Genomic DNA, 15,550 nt, shown 5'->3' with positions numbered 1-15,550 from the left:
CCTTGTTTCCGATGGTCACAGGACGGGCCGGCCGTCGGCGATGACGGCCGCGGTGATGCCGCGCTCGGCGGCGGCGTGCCGGAAGCGCTGCTCGATGTCGGGTTGTTCGGTGTAGAACGGCGGGTTGTGGAACAGGCCGTAGTGCATGGCGCAGACGGTGCCGGCGCCGAGTGCGACGGCGGCCTCGACGCCCTGCTCGGGGGTCATGGTCGCCGGGACGTTGGCCGCGTAGCCCTCGAAGTGGGCGATGACGCCGTTGACCGGGACGAACGCGACGTCGAACGGGCCGTGGTCGCGGGCGATCTGCCACCAGCTGCCGTGCCACTGGGTGTCGCCGCAGTGGATGATCCGCCGACCGGCGCCTTCGACGACCCAGGCGACCTGGTCGCAGTCGTTGCCGCGCCAGTCCAGCGAGGTCACCGGGGTGACGGTCAGCTCTCCGATGCGGCGTGACCGGCCCAGGTCCTGGGCAACGGGGGTGATGCCCGCCTCGTGCAGCGCCGCCGCGCTCGGGGTGTGGCAGCCGATCGTGCCGGTGGCCGCGATCCGGGCGATCAGGTCGTGGTCGTAGTGGTCGGGATGCAGGTGGGTGATGAGGGCGTGGGTGCCGGGCGGGGTGTCGACCGGGTCGACCGGCCGGTGCGGCGGTCCCATCACCGGCGCCAGCGGAGCGACGTTCTCGAGCGGGTCGATCAGCAGGCGGGTGTCGCCGAGACGGATCTCGACGCCGGCCCAGGCCAGCCGACGCACGGAAAGAGTGGTGGTCATGGGCAGCGACGCTAGACCTACGTTGTTGAGAAAGTCAACAAGGGAGTTTTGGATCTCAACACCACGATGTAGGGTGGTGGCATGCGCACCTACGGGCAGTACTGCGGCATCGCGAAAGCACTGGACACCATCGGCGACCGGTGGACCCTGCTGATCGTCCGTGAACTGCTCGCCCTGGGTCCGTGCCGGCACACCGACCTGCGCAACGGCCTGCCCGGGATCGCCAGTAATCTGCTGGTCGACCGGCTCCGCGAACTGGAGGAAGCCGGCCTGATCCACCGCAAGGCCGCCCCGCCGCCGGTGGCCACCACCCTGTTCTCCCTCACCGAGCGTGGCCGCGCGCTGGAGCCGGTGCTGCAGGAGCTGAGCCGGTGGGGCGTGCCGCTGCTGCGTGAGCCGGGCGGCAGCGACACCTTCCGCACCCACTGGCTGGACATGCCCGCCCGGGCACTGACCGACCACCGCCCCGACCAGCCGGCAATCGCCCTGCAACTGCACGCCGACGGCAACGAAGACCTGGTCATCGAAGTCAAGGACGGCTCGGTGCACACCCACGCCGGCCGGGTCGACCACCCCACCGCGTCCCTGACCGGACCGCCGCACCTGCTGGCCGCAACCCTGCTCGGCGACCTCGACCTGAGCACCGCACTACAGCAAGGCCTGCGGCTCAGCGGCGAACGCGAGGCAGTACTGCGCATCCTGCCCCGCTGATCCGGGTGTGAGTAGTTGCCGTACAGAAGTGCCGCTGAGATTGATCTTGCTCGTGCTGGGCTACTTCGCGGGGGCCTCGAGCTGGCGGGGGCCGGCGCCCGCGCGCAGTTCACGTCCGCCGACGCGGCCCCGGGCGCGGGCTGCGGCCAGGCCCTCGTCGGTGCCGATGACGATGAGTTCGCGGATGAACTCCGCGAGGGCGGCGAAGGCGTGGAAGACGAGCCGACCGCCGGGGGTGGTGGTGTCCAGGTTCGTACGGGTGCGACCGACCGCCGACCGCCTCGGTCGTCCGGGCGGCGTGTCGAACATGTTCTGCACCCGCTTGCGGCTGAAGACGGCGAGGAGCAGGGCCAGGGTGTAGACGACGAGGGTGTGGATGCGGTCGCGGACGTCCATGACGTCGATGACCTCCTGCATCATCGCTTCGCCCCGGGCGAGGCGGCGGGCGGCGGTGGTGACCGCGAACTCGTGCTCAGCGAGGACGGCCGACGACACCGTCCTGATTCCGGCTGCCGCCGGGGGTGTCGGCTCGCTCGCCGTCCAACTCGCCAAGCACGTGGGCGCGACGGTCGTCGCCATGGCCTCCAGCGAGGAGAAGCGCAGCACCGCCCGCCAGTTGGGCGCGGACGCCGTCGTCGACTCCCTGACCCGGAACGTTCGGGACGAACCCTCCTTCACCGAGCAGCACCCGCATGCCGGCTTCACGCAACCGTAGCGACGCTCCGGGGGAACTGCGGGTGCCCGGTGAGCGCCGTGTTCGTGCACGGCATCACCGTCAGCGGGATGCCCTTGCCGATCGCCTCGGCCGCGTAGCCGATGACCCAGGAGGTCGTGATGCCGAGCGCGAGGCTGTTGATGCTGTTCATCGTTCCGGGAGCGAACAGAACGGCGTCGGCGGCCGGCCCCGCCCAGGAAGCGCCGTCGCCGGCGCCCGGCCCTCCACCTCCGCCTCCGCCCGCACCCGTTGGACTCGGGTACTGCCGAACGCCCGGCCAGGGGCCGCCGGTGTGAACCGGCGGTGTGTCAGCCCGGTGGGCGACCGCGACCCCGCCCGTGTGATCGACAGTGACGGAAGGCGATCCCTCGCCGAGAGACCCTCTTCCGTCTTCTGGAGTTGATCGTGATGTTCCCACTGTCGGAGGTCGCCGACCGGCTGAGCTCAACGCGCGGGCACCATGCCGGTTCGCCCGGGCGTCGGAGCCGGGTGGCGGCCATGGCGGCCGCCGTGTTCTGCGCCGCGGCCGTCGCCCCGCTGGCGCTGCCCGCGCCCGCCCACGCACAGGGCACCTGCACGGTGTCCGGCCCCACCACCACCTGTACGTTCGCCTCCACCGGCGCCGAGCAGACGTTCTCCGTGCCCGGCGGTGTCACGCAGGTCGACGTCACGGCGATCGGCGGGGCCGGCGGCGTGGAGGACAACGGCGTCGGCGGCGGCCGGGGCGCCCAGGTGTCCGGCACCCTCACCGGGCTCTCCGGTGGACAGACCCTCTACGTCGAAGTCGGCGCCACCGCCACCGGCGGCGCCCAGTGCGCCGGTAGCGCGCAGTGCACCGGCGGGTTCAACGGCGGTGGCAGCACCCACTTCGGCGGAGGCGGCGGCGGCGCCTCCGACGTCCGCACCCAGCCCGGCACCACGCCCCTCACCACCACCGACTCCCGCCTCATCGTGGCCGCGGGCGGCGGCGGAGCCGGCTGGGCCGGCCAGTGCACCGGAAGCGCAGGCGGAGACGCCGGCCAGCCGGGCACGAACGCGACCTGCAACGGAGGGAACGGCGGCGGGGCGGGGACGTCCACCCAGGGCGGGGTCGGCGGCACCGGCGGGGGCGGGGTGTTCGGCGGTGGGACTGGCACCCTCGGTACCGGCGGCACCGGAGGCGGCCCGGGCGCCTCCCTGACCGGCGGTGCCGGCGGGGGCGGCTACTACGGCGGAGGCGGCGGCGGCAACATCAACCCCTTCATCAGTCCGAGCGGCGGCGGGGGTGGCGGCGGCGGAGGCTCGTCGCTCGTCCCCGCCGGCGGCACCGGCCCCACCGCCACCAGCGCCGCCCCGGGCATCACCATCAGCTACACCACCCCGGGCAAGCCCGTGAAGACGACCCTGACCGCGATGCCCTCCCGCACCCGGGTCGGCGCTCCGGTCGTGCTCAGTGACATCGTCTGCCCGGCCAGTACGAGCGCCACGACCAGGCCGACCGGCACGGTCACGTTCACCGACACCACCACCGGCACGACCCTCGGCACCGGACGCCTGTTCCTCTCCCTCGGCACCTGCGCGGCGGCCGGGACCGTCACCGCCTTCCACACCGCCGGCACCCACACCATCACCGCCGTCTACAGCGGGGACACCGTCTACCAGGGCAACAGCGCCAGCCCCGAGACCACCACGGTGACGGTGACAGCCTGAGAACGCCGCAGAAGCGCGGGCCCTGCCGTGGGGCGGGGCCCGCGCCACGCTATGGCGCCCAGGTGACAACGATCCGAACAGTCCCAGGCGCCGACCGAACCGGGCTTGAGTTCCGCCGACGCCCAGGCCACGCGCTGGTCCGGCCTCGGCTGCCCCGTCCGCCGGGACAGCGACGGCCGACTCCGCGCCAGCGCCGGTTGGCTGCTGGACTTCGTCGGCTGCCGCCCGGCCAGACGATCACCGAAGGCGTGCGCTGCTCGGAACGCCGAACCCCCACAGTCACCGCTCACGGCAATGCGACAGCTACCAACCGCCCCGCACCGCGACGGCCCGCGGGCCGTCCGCACCGTTGTAGAGCCACCAGGTCGTGCGCCCGTCCGGCAACGGCGCCGGCTCGCTGCCGTCCGCCAACACCGCCGCCGGGAAACCCTGATGGCGTCCGCTCTCGTCGAACCATGGCATGCCGTGTCCCTCGCGTCCCTGGAGTACAGCACCGGAGTTCTCAGCTCATCACGCACTGTCAAGACTTCGCGACAACCAGTGCGATCCGCAGCTCAAGGAGGCGCGCATCAGCCTCCGCACGCCGGATTGAGACTGCTCAGGCAGCTCGGTGAGCCGATCGATCCGCTCGCGGGTCTTGAGGGTCCGCACGAGGGCACTCCGCGGCTCGGGTCCGGTCAGTTCGGCAGGTCGGCGGAGAGGAAGGGATCGAGGAGCGCGTACAGGTCGTCGGGGCGGTCGAGGGGGATGATGTGGCCGCAGTCCCGGAGCAGGTGGCCGACCAAGTCGTCGGCGATGGGGCGGAGTTGGCGTTCGAGCCCGGTGCCGACGGGGTGCGAGCCGACGGCCATGGTGGGCATGGTCAGCCGAGCCGTCGCGGCGGCGTCCCGGATCTGCTGCGCGCTGGTGGGCAGGGCCCGGTAGTAGGAGAACGCGCAGCGGAGGGCCTCGCTGCCGGTGTAGGCACGGACGAACGACGCACGGATGTCGTCGGGCACTCCTCGCCCGAGCGTCCCCACGTCGAGGAACCAGTCGACGTACGGCGCCTCGTTCCCGGCCAGGACGGTTTCGGCGAGGCCGGGGACGGCGTGGAAGCCGAACCACCACGGGGCACCGCCCGTGACGGCGTGTTCGGCTCCGGGCAGGGTGCCGAGCAGTGCCTCCATCGCGACCAGGCGCCGGACGAGGTCGGGCCGGCGCAGCGCGAGCAGGACGGCGGGGGCGGTCCCCGCGTCGATGGCGACCACCGCCGCCGAGGGCTCGCCGAGTGCGTCGAGCAGCCCCTCGGCGTCGGCGGCCAGGGCGCCGGCGTCGTAACCCCCGACGGCGCGTTCGCTGGCGCCGAGGCCCCGCAGGTCCGGGGCGATGACCCGGTAGCGGCCGGCCAGTCGGTCCATGGTGCCGCTCCAGAGTCGCCAGGTGTGCGGGAAGCCGTGCAGCAGGAGGACCGCGGGCCCGTCCCCGGCGATCGCGACGTTGAGGTGGACGCCGTTCGTCGCGATGCGGTGCAGTCGGTGTGCGGTGGGGACGGGCATGACGGCTCCTCAGGACGGTTACCATTGGTTACCACGGAACGATAGGTAACCGTCAGGCCGCTTCCTAGACGGCACTTTCAGGGAAGGTGGTGAGCCACGGGTGACCACCCGAGGAGCCCGGGCCGTCGGTCGCGGGGCACGCGGCGACCTGTTCGATCCCCTCTGCCCGACGCGGCAGTTGCTGGACCGCATCGGCACGAAGTGGACGTCCATGACCGTCAAGACGCTCGCCGACGCCGCACCGGACGAGGTGCGCTTCGCGGAGTTGAGACGCCGGATGCCCGGCGTCTCGCAGAAGATGCTGTCCGTGACACTGCGGAGCCTGACCCGCGACGGGCTGGTGTCGCGCCGGGTCGAACCGACCGTGCCGCCGCGGGTGTTCTACCGGCTCACCGGACTCGGGCTGTCCCTGGAGGCCGTGCTCGCGGGCCTGCGGACCTGGGCGGAGGAGCACATGGCCGAGATCGACCGCGCCAACGAAGCCGTCGACCCGGACGTCGACGAGGGATAGTCGACGGGCGTGATCACACCGCGCGACGAGGGGGTGCGGTGGCCTGGGCCACCACACCCCCTCACCCGACCGGGCGCTGCTACGTTCCGGCGCAGTTGGTGAACGTGGGCCTGGTCCGTGCGCTGTAGATGCTCGCGCCGCCGTTGGTGTCGTACTTGAGGGGCACGGTGATGGTGTCGTCGGCGGTCCAGGGGAAGCCCTGGGCGTCGAACGTGAAGGTTCCGGTGGCCTTCGTGGCCAGCTCGGACAGCGTGACCCAGCCGTACTGGCGCGGGGGCACGCTCACGGTCAGCTTGCTGCCCAGCTCCTGCTTGAGGTCCAGCGTGGTCGATCCGTTGATCTCACCGGTGATCGTCAGCTCGACGTTGGCCAGGCCGATGTTGCCGCCGACTTTCAGGCTTCCGCCGAGCTTGAAGCCGATGGTGTTGGTCCACCCCGTGGTGGTGCTCAGCGAGAACTCCCACGGGATCGTGGTCGAGGTGTCGTTGAACCAGATCGGGGAGACGCAGGCCTCCGGCAGCGTGAACGGCGGTGTCTGGCTGGTCGTGGACCACGAGCAGGTCGCCGTGTCCTTGTTGCACCGGGCGGCCGCGTAGTCCACGGCCATGTTCCACGCCGTCTGGTAGACCGCGTCGGGCAGCGTCCACTGCTGGTACGGCGTGTTGTCGCAGCGGTAGGTGTACGCCCAGTTGTCGTAGGCGGGGGGTATCTGAACGGTCAGGCAGGAGTTGTCGCCGACCTGGCGGATCCTGAACGCCTTCTGCGCCGATCCGGCGATCGGCTGGAAGTACCACTGCTCCGACGCCCGGCCGTCGCAGGGCTGTTGCCGCAGCTGGTAGCGGGCGGTGGTCAGGTCCACGCACTTGCCGGTGGTGGTGTTGACGACGGCGAAGCCCGAGCCGAGGCTCGTGTTCGTGTTGATGCGCCACGTCGTGGCGGACCCCGGCGCCGGGTTGACGGAGACGGCCGCGTTGTCGTCGTAGCTGCCGTCCTGGATGTCCAGCAGCTTCCCGTTGCTGACGTTGGCGAAGGTCAGCTGGACCAGCGCCGTGACCGACGTGCCACTCTCCTCACGCGCGGCGGCGGGGGACGCCATGAGTCCCACTGCCGCGCACAGCACCGCCGCGACGACGGTGGCTTTCCTCCATAAGGTCCGTCTCTGCCTTGGTCGTTCGGTTGTCACCGGCGTGATCCTTTCGTAGCGCATCTATCAGGGTCCTTACGGCCTGTACCCCGGAGAATTGACCTTGTTCGAAAGGTTTCCCTTGCCTCCGAGTTCGGCGATGAGAGACGCTTCCTCCTTCTCGCGGGCTGCCTTGCCACCCGGCACGTGGACGAGCAGGACGTCGTCTCCCTTCTCCGTCCTGCCGTTCCTGGCGTGCTCCTTCAGTCGGCGGTCGAAGTCGTTGGTCTGCCCCACGTACGTGCGCCCTTGCGCGTCCGCCCTGTCCTTGAACGCGTAAACGCCCTCTTGCGGCAGGCCGCAACTGTTGTTGTGCACCAGGACGGGGGTGGGCCCTGCCAGTACGTAGTAGGTGTGGACGTGGCCGATGGTGAGGTTGTAGACGGTCTGGCCGTCCACGTCACCGCGATCGTGCACGCTGGTGACGGTCGCGACGTCGACGCCGCCTCCGCTTCGGATGCGGTCGCCGAGCCGCAGGTCCCCCGCGTCGGTCCAGCCCGGGCCGTCCACCCAGAACGGGTGGTTGGCGGTCGCGGTGATCGTGTTCCCAGGGGTCCGGGCATCGAGACCGATGTCGATGAGGTGCTTCGTGCCGTGGCCGACGATGACGTCCGTGACGGGCTCGTCCAGGGTCGCGCCGGTGGCGGGGTCCGTGGCCTGGACCCGGTCGCCGACCTGAACGACGCTGATGGGTTTGGTCGAGCCGTCGGCCATCACCACAGGGGTCTCCACGGAGAAGGAGTTGCACTTCTCCGCAGCTTGCACGGCTCTACCGACCGTCGAGGCTTCCTTTCCGGCGGTTCTGGCGAGAGTGCTGGCGAGCTTGCCACCGGGGATGGCACCGAGCGCGTCCATGGCGGCTTCTTTGTAGTGCCCTTGCGCCAGCTGCCCGGCTGCGGCTGCGCCGGAGGCGACAGTTCCAATCGGGCCCGGCACGTAGGCCACGACTTCTGCCGCTTTGGTGGCGGTGGAGACGACGGACTTCCAGCCGAAGGTACCGGCGAGGTCCAAGCCGTTGACCGGGTCCGCGTTGACGTAGTCGTAGTCGTTGGCCGATCCGCCCGCGACGGGGTCGACCTGGAGGAAGCGGCCGAGTACCGGCAGGTAGAGGCGGGCGCCCATCTCGATGGCCTGATGGCCAGCCAGGTGTTCCACCGGCCGTTCGTGCTGGCCCAGCCACCCGAAGTCCATCCCGCCGGCGACGGTGACGGGGATCGGGACGTCGGTGAAGGAGCCGGTGGCGGGGTCGATGGTCTGGCCGTAGGGGTCGTAGAGGCGGATGCCACCCGTGAGGGTGGCGGCCCCGTCCGCAGTGAACAGCACATCCCCGTGAATGTTGGGGTAGGACCAGTTGGTGGTGGCGGTCTGGTCGTAGTTCTTGGTCAGCAGCACGCCGCCGGGCAGTGCCACGATCCGCTGGAGCAGTCCGCCGTCCTTGCTGAGGATGAGGTCGGCGTCGTCGTGCTTGGAACTGTAGGAGTAGCGGGTGGTCCCGTTCTTCGACACGTCCGTGGCACCGGTGACCGTGCGGGCGGTCAGCCTGTCGGCCGGGTCCCGGGTGTACGAGATCGCTGTCCCGGAGGCGGTCGTGGTCTGGACGTGCCGTTTGGTGACGTCGTACCCCAGGGTGTCGCCCCCGGCCTTGACCGTGTCGCCGAGGTCGTCGTAGCCGAACGACAGCGCGGTGCCACCACTGGTGGACGTCAGCCGGTCGGCACCGTCGTAGCAATAGCCGGTGGCGACCGCCGGGGCACCGTTGAGACTGTCCGTGGACGTGGTGCGGTTGGTGTTCAGCCCGGCGGCCTTCGCTGTCCCGCAACCGTCGGTCGGGTCGAACCGGTAGGTGAGCTGGTGGTGCGGGACGCTCGCCGCGACGAGCCGGCCCACCGTGTCATAGGTGTAGGCGTACGTCGCGACGGACTTCCCGTCCGCGGTCACCACGTCGTCGGTGACCCGGTTGTCGCGGGACCGGGTCACCGTGTCGACGACCGTGGACGCGGAGGTCCTCCACGCCAACGCCGTTGCCTTGCCCGCGCTGTTGCGTACCAGCGAGTCCAGGCGGGATCCGTTGCCGTAGGCGACACCGACCAGTTCGGTGGCCGCATCGTAGGCGGGCGTGGCGACGGTGGTCCCGTCCAGCTTGACGCTGGTCAACTGGTTGGCGTCGTTCCAGGCGTACGTCACGGTGCTGGACACGCCCTTGACTGTGGTCGTGTCCGTGATCAGGCGCCCGACCTGGTCGTACGTGGAGGTCGAGGTGACGCCGTTGGCGTCGCTGTAGCGGACCTCCTGGCCGATCAGGTCGATCCCGGTGGTGATCGACCCGTTCTCGTCGGTCAGCTTCGAGATCAGCGGATCACCGTCGACCGCCCAGTCCGTGACGACCGTACGACCCGGCTTGCCCCCCTGCGCGGGAACGCTCTTCTTGACCACTCGTCCACGTACGTCGTAGCTGTTACAGGCCCACGGCTCGCCGTTGACGCGCTGGGCCACCACGCGGCCCGCCTCGTCGTACACCGTCTCACCCGTGAGCGCCGCCCCGCTGTCCGGTTTGGCCGCAGTGGCGGTCTTCGCCATGCCGGCCTGGTTGGCGGCAGGAGCGCTCGGATCGCAGGGATTGGCGCGGGTCTCGGAATCGCCGTAGTAGACGGTCGTGGTGCGCTTGTCGGGGTTGGCAATGTCACCGGCAGGCATGGCCGAGGCCAACCTGCGCAGGTATCCGTCGCCCGGACGCTCGTAGGTGGTACGGGCGGTCAGGCCCATTCCGCCGGGATCGGCCGTGGTGGACACGGTGAGCCCGTACGCCGGGTCGATGCCCGCCGCCGGGTCCGAGTAGCTGCTGGCGCTGTGCTTGGACGGTGCCCGCTCCTGGTCGCCGCCGGAGGTGTCGTCGGTGGTGGTGCCCGTCGCCCAGCCGTAGCGGGGGGCGAGGTTCGTCCCGGGTACCGGGACCGGGGTACCGGTGCCGGGCGGGGTCCAGGTGAAGGCCAGGGCCCCGGTCGTGCCGGAGCGGTTGTAGTAGTCGACGCGGACGCGGTGCCGGCTGCCGGCCGTGGTGTTGGCGTACGTGCCGGTGACTGCGGTGGCGGGCTTGTCGCTCCAGCTGTCGACGGTCAGGACGTCGTCGACCCAGAGGCGGACGCCGTCGACGGCGGTGAACCCGAGGCCGTACTGCCCGGCTGCCGGGAACTGCACCTCGCCGGTGAAGCGTCCGGACCAGCCGCCGGTGTTCGCCACCGGCGGGCTCGGTCCCCACGACCGTGACAGTGCCCCGTCGGCGGCGCCGACCCCGGTGGCGAACGCCTGCGGGACGCCCGCCAGTTCCGGGTTGTCGTAGAAGGCGGCCGACAGCCCGGCCAGTCCCTCGTCGTAGGTGGTGTGGGTGTGCGGCATCTTCGCCGCGCAGGCGGGTGTCGGGGTCTGGCCGGTGAAGCAGGACGCCGGTGCGGGCCCGTACTTGTCGACCGGGCGGTCGGCGTGGTCGTAGACCGTCGTGGAGCGGCGGCCGGCGCTGTCGACGGCCGCGGTGGCCTGGTCCTTGGTGTTCCACTCCGCGGCGATGCTCGCCCCGGTGAAGTCGGTGGTGACCAGGGTGCGTCCGGCGTCGTCGTAGGTGACGGTGCGGGAGCGGGTGGAGTCGTACACCCCGGCCAGGGCCACGGTGGCCTGCTTGCGCTCCAGGTAGTACTGGTAGAAGTGCTCGGCGCGCTTGTCGGCGGAGCGGCCGTCCGGGGCCGGTGCCAGCACCTGGACCGCGCGCAGGGCGGGCGGCTCCTGGGGCTGTTCGGTCACGGAGTCGTAGCCGATCACCGTGCAGACGGCGGCGGTGTCACCGGTGTTGGTGCACGCGTTCGCCGCGGACGGGGCCTGGTGCGCCACCCAGTCGTAGGCCAGGGCGTCCCGGATGGTGGCCAGCGGCCCGATGCTGTCCAGGGCCTTCTGCTTCTCCTCCTCGTTGTCCCCGGCCTCGTCGTAGCGCTGCTTGGCCGAGGCCCGGCCCAGGTAGTCGAAGTCCTGCATGACCGCGCCGGGGTTCTCGACCCGGGCCAGGGTGCCCATCTGGTACCAGAGCCTGGTCTCGCTGCCGTCCCAGTACCGGATGCGGCAGAGCATCTGCGGCGGCGCCGGGTCCGAGCCGGGCGGGCGGGGCGTTGCGCCGTAGCAGCCGTCGCCGCCGTCGGTGTTGTAGAAGAGCTGGTGCGAGCGGCCGGAGACCGGGTCCTTGATCTGCGTCAGCCGCGGCGGCGTCCCGCTGTAGAGGTACTGCAGGGCGGCCGGTTTCTTGCCGTCCAGGACCGACTCCACCGCCGCCAGCGTGCCGTCGGGGTTGAACAGCGACACGGTGTCACCCTCGGTGAGGGTGATCCGGCCCGAGGTGTCGAAGGCGAGGACGCCGTCCTCACCGGCCGGCGGCGCGTAGCCGCCCGTGGAGGCCTTGGCCCAGGTGTGCTTGCCGCCGGCTCCGTCGGTGAGCACCACCGAGCCGTCCAGCATCTCGGCACGGCTGTAGCCGCTGGACTGCGCCGACAGCGTCCAACCCGCCGGCAGCGCCTGGGAGTCCGCGGAGAGCAGCCACTCCGTCGGCACGATCCTCGGATCCAGGTTGTGGGTGCGGTGGTCGTCGGTGCCGGTGCTGCTCTTGGCCCACAGCACCATGCGCGGACGGTCGTCGGAGTGGTGGTACAGCTCGACCCGGATCGGCACCGACTGGCCGGCCTTCAACGCGACCTCGCCGGCCTGGCGCGGGCCGGGCAGCAGGAAGTCGTTGCCGGGCTCGGCGGGCCCCGCGTTGTCGTAGACGAGCTTGTCGCCCAGCCAGATCCGGGCGCCGTCGGTGTGGGCGCCGGCGAACCGGAAGTCCCCGGTGACCGGGGCCTTGAACTGGCCCTCCCAGCGCACCACGAACCAGTTCTTGTCCAGGGCGGGCGGCATCGGGTTGTCACGCCACGGCAGGTTGTCCGGGTTGCCGGTCCACGGGATGCCCCAGTCCAGGTTGACCTGTGACTCGCCGCGCACCATCACTGGGATCGCGTCCGGGGCGCCCGCGTGCCGGGAGTCGTTGAAGTACGAGGCGCGGACGCCGTGCGGGGCGCCCTCCCGGGAGTTGTAGGCGAGGTTGACGCCCGCCGATCCGCCGACGGTCTGGAACGCCGGCCCGGCGGCCTCGACGTGCGCGTTGCCGTTGAACAGGTTCACCGTGACCGGTCCCAGGTGGTCGGTCGGTGCCGGCCCCGGGTCGCCGACCCGCTGGTTGACCGTGAAGTGCCCGACCCACTGCGGCGGCGTGGCGGTCGTCCCGCCGGACACCGCGGTCGCCGCCGTCCAGGTGTACCGGCCACCGTCGTGCAGCACGTGCTTGGGGACCGTCCACTGCGGCTGGTCGAGGCACCCGGAGTCCACCACGCTGCCGGATCGGCCGTCGAACCCGGTGGAGACCTTGAAGCAGTAGAGGACGCCGTCACCGGCCGCGGCCACCTGCAGCGCGGGCGTCTCCGTCCCCACCACGGCGCCGTCGACCGGGGACACCGGGCTGGTCTGCGGCGCCTCCTGGGCTGCGGCGCGCTCGCGCCCCCGTTCGTCGGAGCGCGGATCCCCGCTGGCCGCCAAGGGCGCGAAGTCGGCCTTCGGCTCCCGCAGTTCGGCCTGCGGCTGCTGCCCGGCCGCCGACGGGACCGACAGGATCGGCAGATCCCGCGGCACCGCTCTCGATGCCACGGATCCGGATGAGGACGCGGGCGCGGGCGCGGACGCCTGCGCCGGTGGCAGGCCTCCCGCCTGTGCCAACGGAGCCACCAGCGCCGTCGCCACCACGAACACGATCCACCGGAACCGCGAGCGCGCGGACGACCGCGCCATGCCGGCACCTCTGGACAAAGCCCCCTCCAACCCCGTTGACGTCCGCCGGACCCGCGGCACGGCAGGACGCGTGTCCACGCTCCTCCGGTCCCGACCGGAGGACTCGGGCAACGAATCCTCCGCGAACGACGGACCCCACGGAACAGGGCCGGTACACCTTGGCCGGATCCACCGAACCGCCGTGCCTCCAAACGGAACACCGGTCACAGCGTCCGGCTGTCACCGCCCGGACACTCCTGTCAGGGACATGTTCAATAACATGCCCACGGGTATCCCTAAGCGGAGTCGTGGAACGGCCCGGCGCCCGCGACCCACTTGGCCGAAAACCGTACGGCCGGTCACCCCTTCGATCGGTCGGTCAGCCGATCGGGACCTCGGTGAGCCGCCGGGGCAGTCGGTCCTCGCGTGGGGCCATGGCTCCGCTCACCATCCTTCCTGGGATCGGCCGCCCGGGGGCTTTGCGGCAGGCCCGAGGGGGCCCTGCTCCGCTCAGGCGTCCGCCGGCCCGGCGAGGACGCAGTCGCCGCACAGCGCGCCGGCCCGGTCCGGTGCGGCCCGGTAGATGAGGCAGCAGCTGCGGCGGCGGAAGCCGGTGCCGTCCGCGGCCACGGTGCCGGCCCCGCGCAGCGGCGGAACCGCCAGCAGGCGCCTCGCGAACTCCCGTGCTGCCAAGGCGAGTTCCGGCCGCGAGCGGGCGACGCCCGCGGCCGCTCCGTTGACCGCCGACGCGACATTGCCCCAGCGGATCCGCGGTGAGACGGAGAAGGCGGCCACCGCTTCGCCCAGCTCCCGCACCGGCCCGTCCAGCACCTCTGCCGCGAACCGCGCGGCGAGCTCGGCCGGGTCGGCGACGGGAACGGCGTCACGGGCGGGCAGCGACAGCGGGAACGGACCGCCCGGCGTCGGCTGCCACCTCGCCTCCCGCAGCCCGTACCCGAGCAGCGCCCCGTCCAGGACGGCCACCGCGAACGCGGGTGAGAGCAGCCGCGCCACCAGCCCCAGGTGGGTCACCGAGGCCGCCACCCGCCGCTCGACCGCCTCCGGTGGACGGCCCCCCGCCGCCGCGAGGTGGTTCCGGGCGAAGGCCACCCGCTCCCCCAACACCGCTGGATCGTCGAGGAGTTCGGCCATCGGATGCCAGGGCACGGCGACTGCGCCGTCGTCATGGGTCTCATGGGCCCGGCGGGTCTCGTGGGTCTCGTCGGCCTCGTGGGTCTCGTAGGCGAAGAACGGCCCGAGGGCCGCGACGCGCTGCGGCGTCGCGGCCCTCGGTGGGGTGTGCGTCACGCCGCGCCGACCGGCTCGGGGCCGGACTCGGCCGGGACCGCCGTGGCGGCCGCCGTACGGGCGTTGATCACTCGCTCGGCCATCGGTCCGAAGAGCAGGCCCAGCGCGGCCCACAGCAGCAGCTGCGCGGCCACCGAGTAGAAGCGGAACTCGAACAGGGTGTCCGCCGGGAAGCCCGGGTAGACGATGGCGCCCTTGTCGTCGGTCAGCGGCAGCGGCGTCTCGGTCGCGTGATGGCCGAACTGCTGGACGTTGTCGGCGAGTTCGCCGAGCGAGGGGAGCACCGCCATGACGATGCCGATCGCCGCCGCGAAGGCGCCGGCGGCGAGCAGGGTGGCGTTCCAGTTCCCGAACCGGGCCTGGAGGCGCTTGCCGAGCCAGACCGCCAGCACGAGGAACAGGAGCGAGCAGGCGACCATGGCCAGGTACAGGTTGCCGCGGTCGCGGATGGTGTCGGGGTGTCCGATGGCCGGCGGGTTGGCGGGGTACTTGACGAACGGCACGAGGTACAGGCCGAGGAACCCGCCCAGGGCCACCAGCATCGCCAGGTTGCGCGGGCGGAGCCTGCCGGTCCGGCCGAGGCACACGGTGTACGCCACCGCGAACAGCGCGCCCATCGCCGCACCGAACAGGATCATGCCGGCGCCGATGCCGACGTTGGCCTGGACGGTGCGGCTGAAGATGTCCGGTCCGCCCATGTCCATGGGCAGCCCGGCGGCTTTGTCCAGCAGGCCCTGCGCGTCGTCACGACCGCTCTCGTACTCGATCGCCGCGTTGATCTGCGGCTCGGCGAAGATCCGCGCGAAGACGAAGGCGAGCAGGCCGGCCACTGCGCCGGCGAGCACGCCGCGCAGGATGAGTTTCTTCTCCATGTCTGGTTGTTCGCTGCTTCCGCTCGTCAGTGGCAGGGGAAGCCGAGGAAGTGCCGCGAGTCGTGGACGAACTCGTGGATGTGCATGTCCTTGCCGAACACGGAGTAGGCACCCTGGTCGACGCCGATGAAGTAGTAGACGGCCAGCGCGAGGAACGCGGTGACGACGAGCCAGGCGACGGCCTTGGACGCCGGCACCACGACCGGGACGGGCAGGGCAGAGGGTCCGGGCATACTGGTGCTCACGGTGGAGCCTCCTTCGGGGATCGTGCGTCCCGCTCTTGTTGGGGCGAATCGTGATGGCGTCGTATCTGACTCGCGGGCCGCCCCGAAGGGCGATCCGCTCACAGTGGCGCGACCGTGCCGGAGTTCCACCGGCTTCCTTACGCCATCACTACATCCGGCAGAGTAGGCCTGTCCGCCG

Annotated in this window: 13 protein-coding genes, 1 pseudogene and 1 riboswitch; of the genes and pseudogenes, 4 read left to right on the top strand and 10 right to left on the bottom strand. The window is 71.4% G+C overall.

Features of this window, described 5'->3' with window-relative positions:
* Positions 1-15 precede the first annotated feature (15 nt).
* Positions 16-768 (bottom strand): MBL fold metallo-hydrolase, encoded by a 753-nt coding sequence (locus tag ACFXPX_RS11925; protein WP_380640838.1) that lies wholly within the window; start codon positions 766-768, stop codon positions 16-18.
* 81 nt (positions 769-849) lie between these two features.
* On the opposite strand from ACFXPX_RS11925, the gene ACFXPX_RS11920 reads away from it, so the two are divergent.
* On the top strand, positions 850-1,479 hold the full coding sequence (locus tag ACFXPX_RS11920) for a winged helix-turn-helix transcriptional regulator (RefSeq protein ID WP_380524508.1): 630 nt from the start codon (positions 850-852) through the stop codon (positions 1,477-1,479).
* A gap of 60 nt (positions 1,480-1,539) precedes the next feature.
* Here the strand turns inward: ACFXPX_RS11920 and ACFXPX_RS11915 are convergent.
* Positions 1,540-1,728 (bottom strand): annotated as a pseudogene (locus tag ACFXPX_RS11915) (recombinase family protein); the annotation flags it as partial.
* 205 nt (positions 1,729-1,933) lie between these two features.
* Between ACFXPX_RS11915 and ACFXPX_RS11910 the strand changes: the two are divergent.
* The gene (locus ACFXPX_RS11910; RefSeq protein WP_380524507.1) at positions 1,934-2,194 is read left to right on the top strand and encodes a zinc-binding dehydrogenase; all 261 of its coding nucleotides are present in this window, start codon (positions 1,934-1,936) and stop codon (positions 2,192-2,194) included.
* Here the strand turns inward: ACFXPX_RS11910 and ACFXPX_RS11905 are convergent.
* The gene (locus ACFXPX_RS11905) at positions 2,181-2,345 is read right to left on the bottom strand and encodes a hypothetical protein (protein WP_380524506.1); all 165 of its coding nucleotides are present in this window, start codon (positions 2,343-2,345) and stop codon (positions 2,181-2,183) included. The two genes, ACFXPX_RS11910 and ACFXPX_RS11905, sit on opposite strands and share 14 nt — an antisense overlap.
* Before the next feature lie 347 nt (positions 2,346-2,692).
* On the opposite strand from ACFXPX_RS11905, the gene ACFXPX_RS11900 reads away from it, so the two are divergent.
* Positions 2,693-3,883: an Ig-like domain repeat protein gene (locus ACFXPX_RS11900; RefSeq protein WP_380524505.1), complete on the top strand. Its 1,191-nt coding sequence runs from the start codon at positions 2,693-2,695 to the stop codon at positions 3,881-3,883.
* 303 nt (positions 3,884-4,186) lie between these two features.
* On the opposite strand, the gene ACFXPX_RS11895 is transcribed toward ACFXPX_RS11900, so the two are convergent.
* Both ACFXPX_RS11895 and ACFXPX_RS11890 read right to left on the bottom strand, forming a co-directional pair.
* Positions 4,187-4,345 (bottom strand): hypothetical protein, encoded by a 159-nt coding sequence (locus ACFXPX_RS11895; RefSeq protein WP_380524504.1) that lies wholly within the window; start codon positions 4,343-4,345, stop codon positions 4,187-4,189.
* 215 nt (positions 4,346-4,560) lie between these two features.
* Complete coding sequence (locus tag ACFXPX_RS11890) at positions 4,561-5,418, bottom strand: alpha/beta fold hydrolase (RefSeq protein WP_380640836.1); 858 nt, start codon at positions 5,416-5,418, stop codon at positions 4,561-4,563.
* Positions 5,419-5,518: 100 nt separating this feature from the next.
* On the opposite strand from ACFXPX_RS11890, the gene ACFXPX_RS11885 reads away from it, so the two are divergent.
* Positions 5,519-5,929, top strand: coding sequence for a winged helix-turn-helix transcriptional regulator (locus ACFXPX_RS11885; protein WP_380640834.1), 411 nt, complete (start codon positions 5,519-5,521; stop codon positions 5,927-5,929).
* Between the two features lie 79 nt (positions 5,930-6,008).
* On the opposite strand, the gene ACFXPX_RS11880 is transcribed toward ACFXPX_RS11885, so the two are convergent.
* The 5 genes from ACFXPX_RS11880 to ACFXPX_RS11860 form a co-directional block, all read right to left on the bottom strand.
* Entirely contained in the window at positions 6,009-7,025 is a 1,017-nt protein-coding gene (locus ACFXPX_RS11880; protein ID WP_380640832.1) for a ricin-type beta-trefoil lectin domain protein, read from the bottom strand.
* A 123-nt stretch (positions 7,026-7,148) separates the two neighbouring features.
* The gene (locus ACFXPX_RS11875; RefSeq protein ID WP_380640830.1) at positions 7,149-12,827 is read right to left on the bottom strand and encodes a PA14 domain-containing protein; all 5,679 of its coding nucleotides are present in this window, start codon (positions 12,825-12,827) and stop codon (positions 7,149-7,151) included.
* Positions 12,828-13,457: 630 nt separating this feature from the next.
* Positions 13,458-14,255 (bottom strand): (2Fe-2S)-binding protein, encoded by a 798-nt coding sequence (locus tag ACFXPX_RS11870; RefSeq protein WP_380640828.1) that lies wholly within the window; start codon positions 14,253-14,255, stop codon positions 13,458-13,460.
* The gene (locus tag ACFXPX_RS11865) at positions 14,252-15,127 is read right to left on the bottom strand and encodes a CbtA family protein (protein WP_380640826.1); all 876 of its coding nucleotides are present in this window, start codon (positions 15,125-15,127) and stop codon (positions 14,252-14,254) included. The genes ACFXPX_RS11870 and ACFXPX_RS11865 overlap by 4 nt, the downstream gene beginning before the upstream one ends.
* Before the next feature lie 26 nt (positions 15,128-15,153).
* On the bottom strand, positions 15,154-15,372 hold the full coding sequence (locus ACFXPX_RS11860; RefSeq protein WP_380524497.1) for a CbtB-domain containing protein: 219 nt from the start codon (positions 15,370-15,372) through the stop codon (positions 15,154-15,156).
* 37 nt (positions 15,373-15,409) lie between these two features.
* Positions 15,410-15,534, bottom strand: a riboswitch (cobalamin riboswitch).
* Between the last annotated feature and the right edge of the window lie 16 nt (positions 15,535-15,550).

The organism is Kitasatospora sp. NPDC059146, from assembly GCF_042786665.1.
Classification (GTDB): domain Bacteria; phylum Actinomycetota; class Actinomycetes; order Streptomycetales; family Streptomycetaceae; genus Kitasatospora.
Note: the sequence above shows the minus strand (reverse complement) of the source record. Positions and strands in the feature narration are given on the sequence as shown.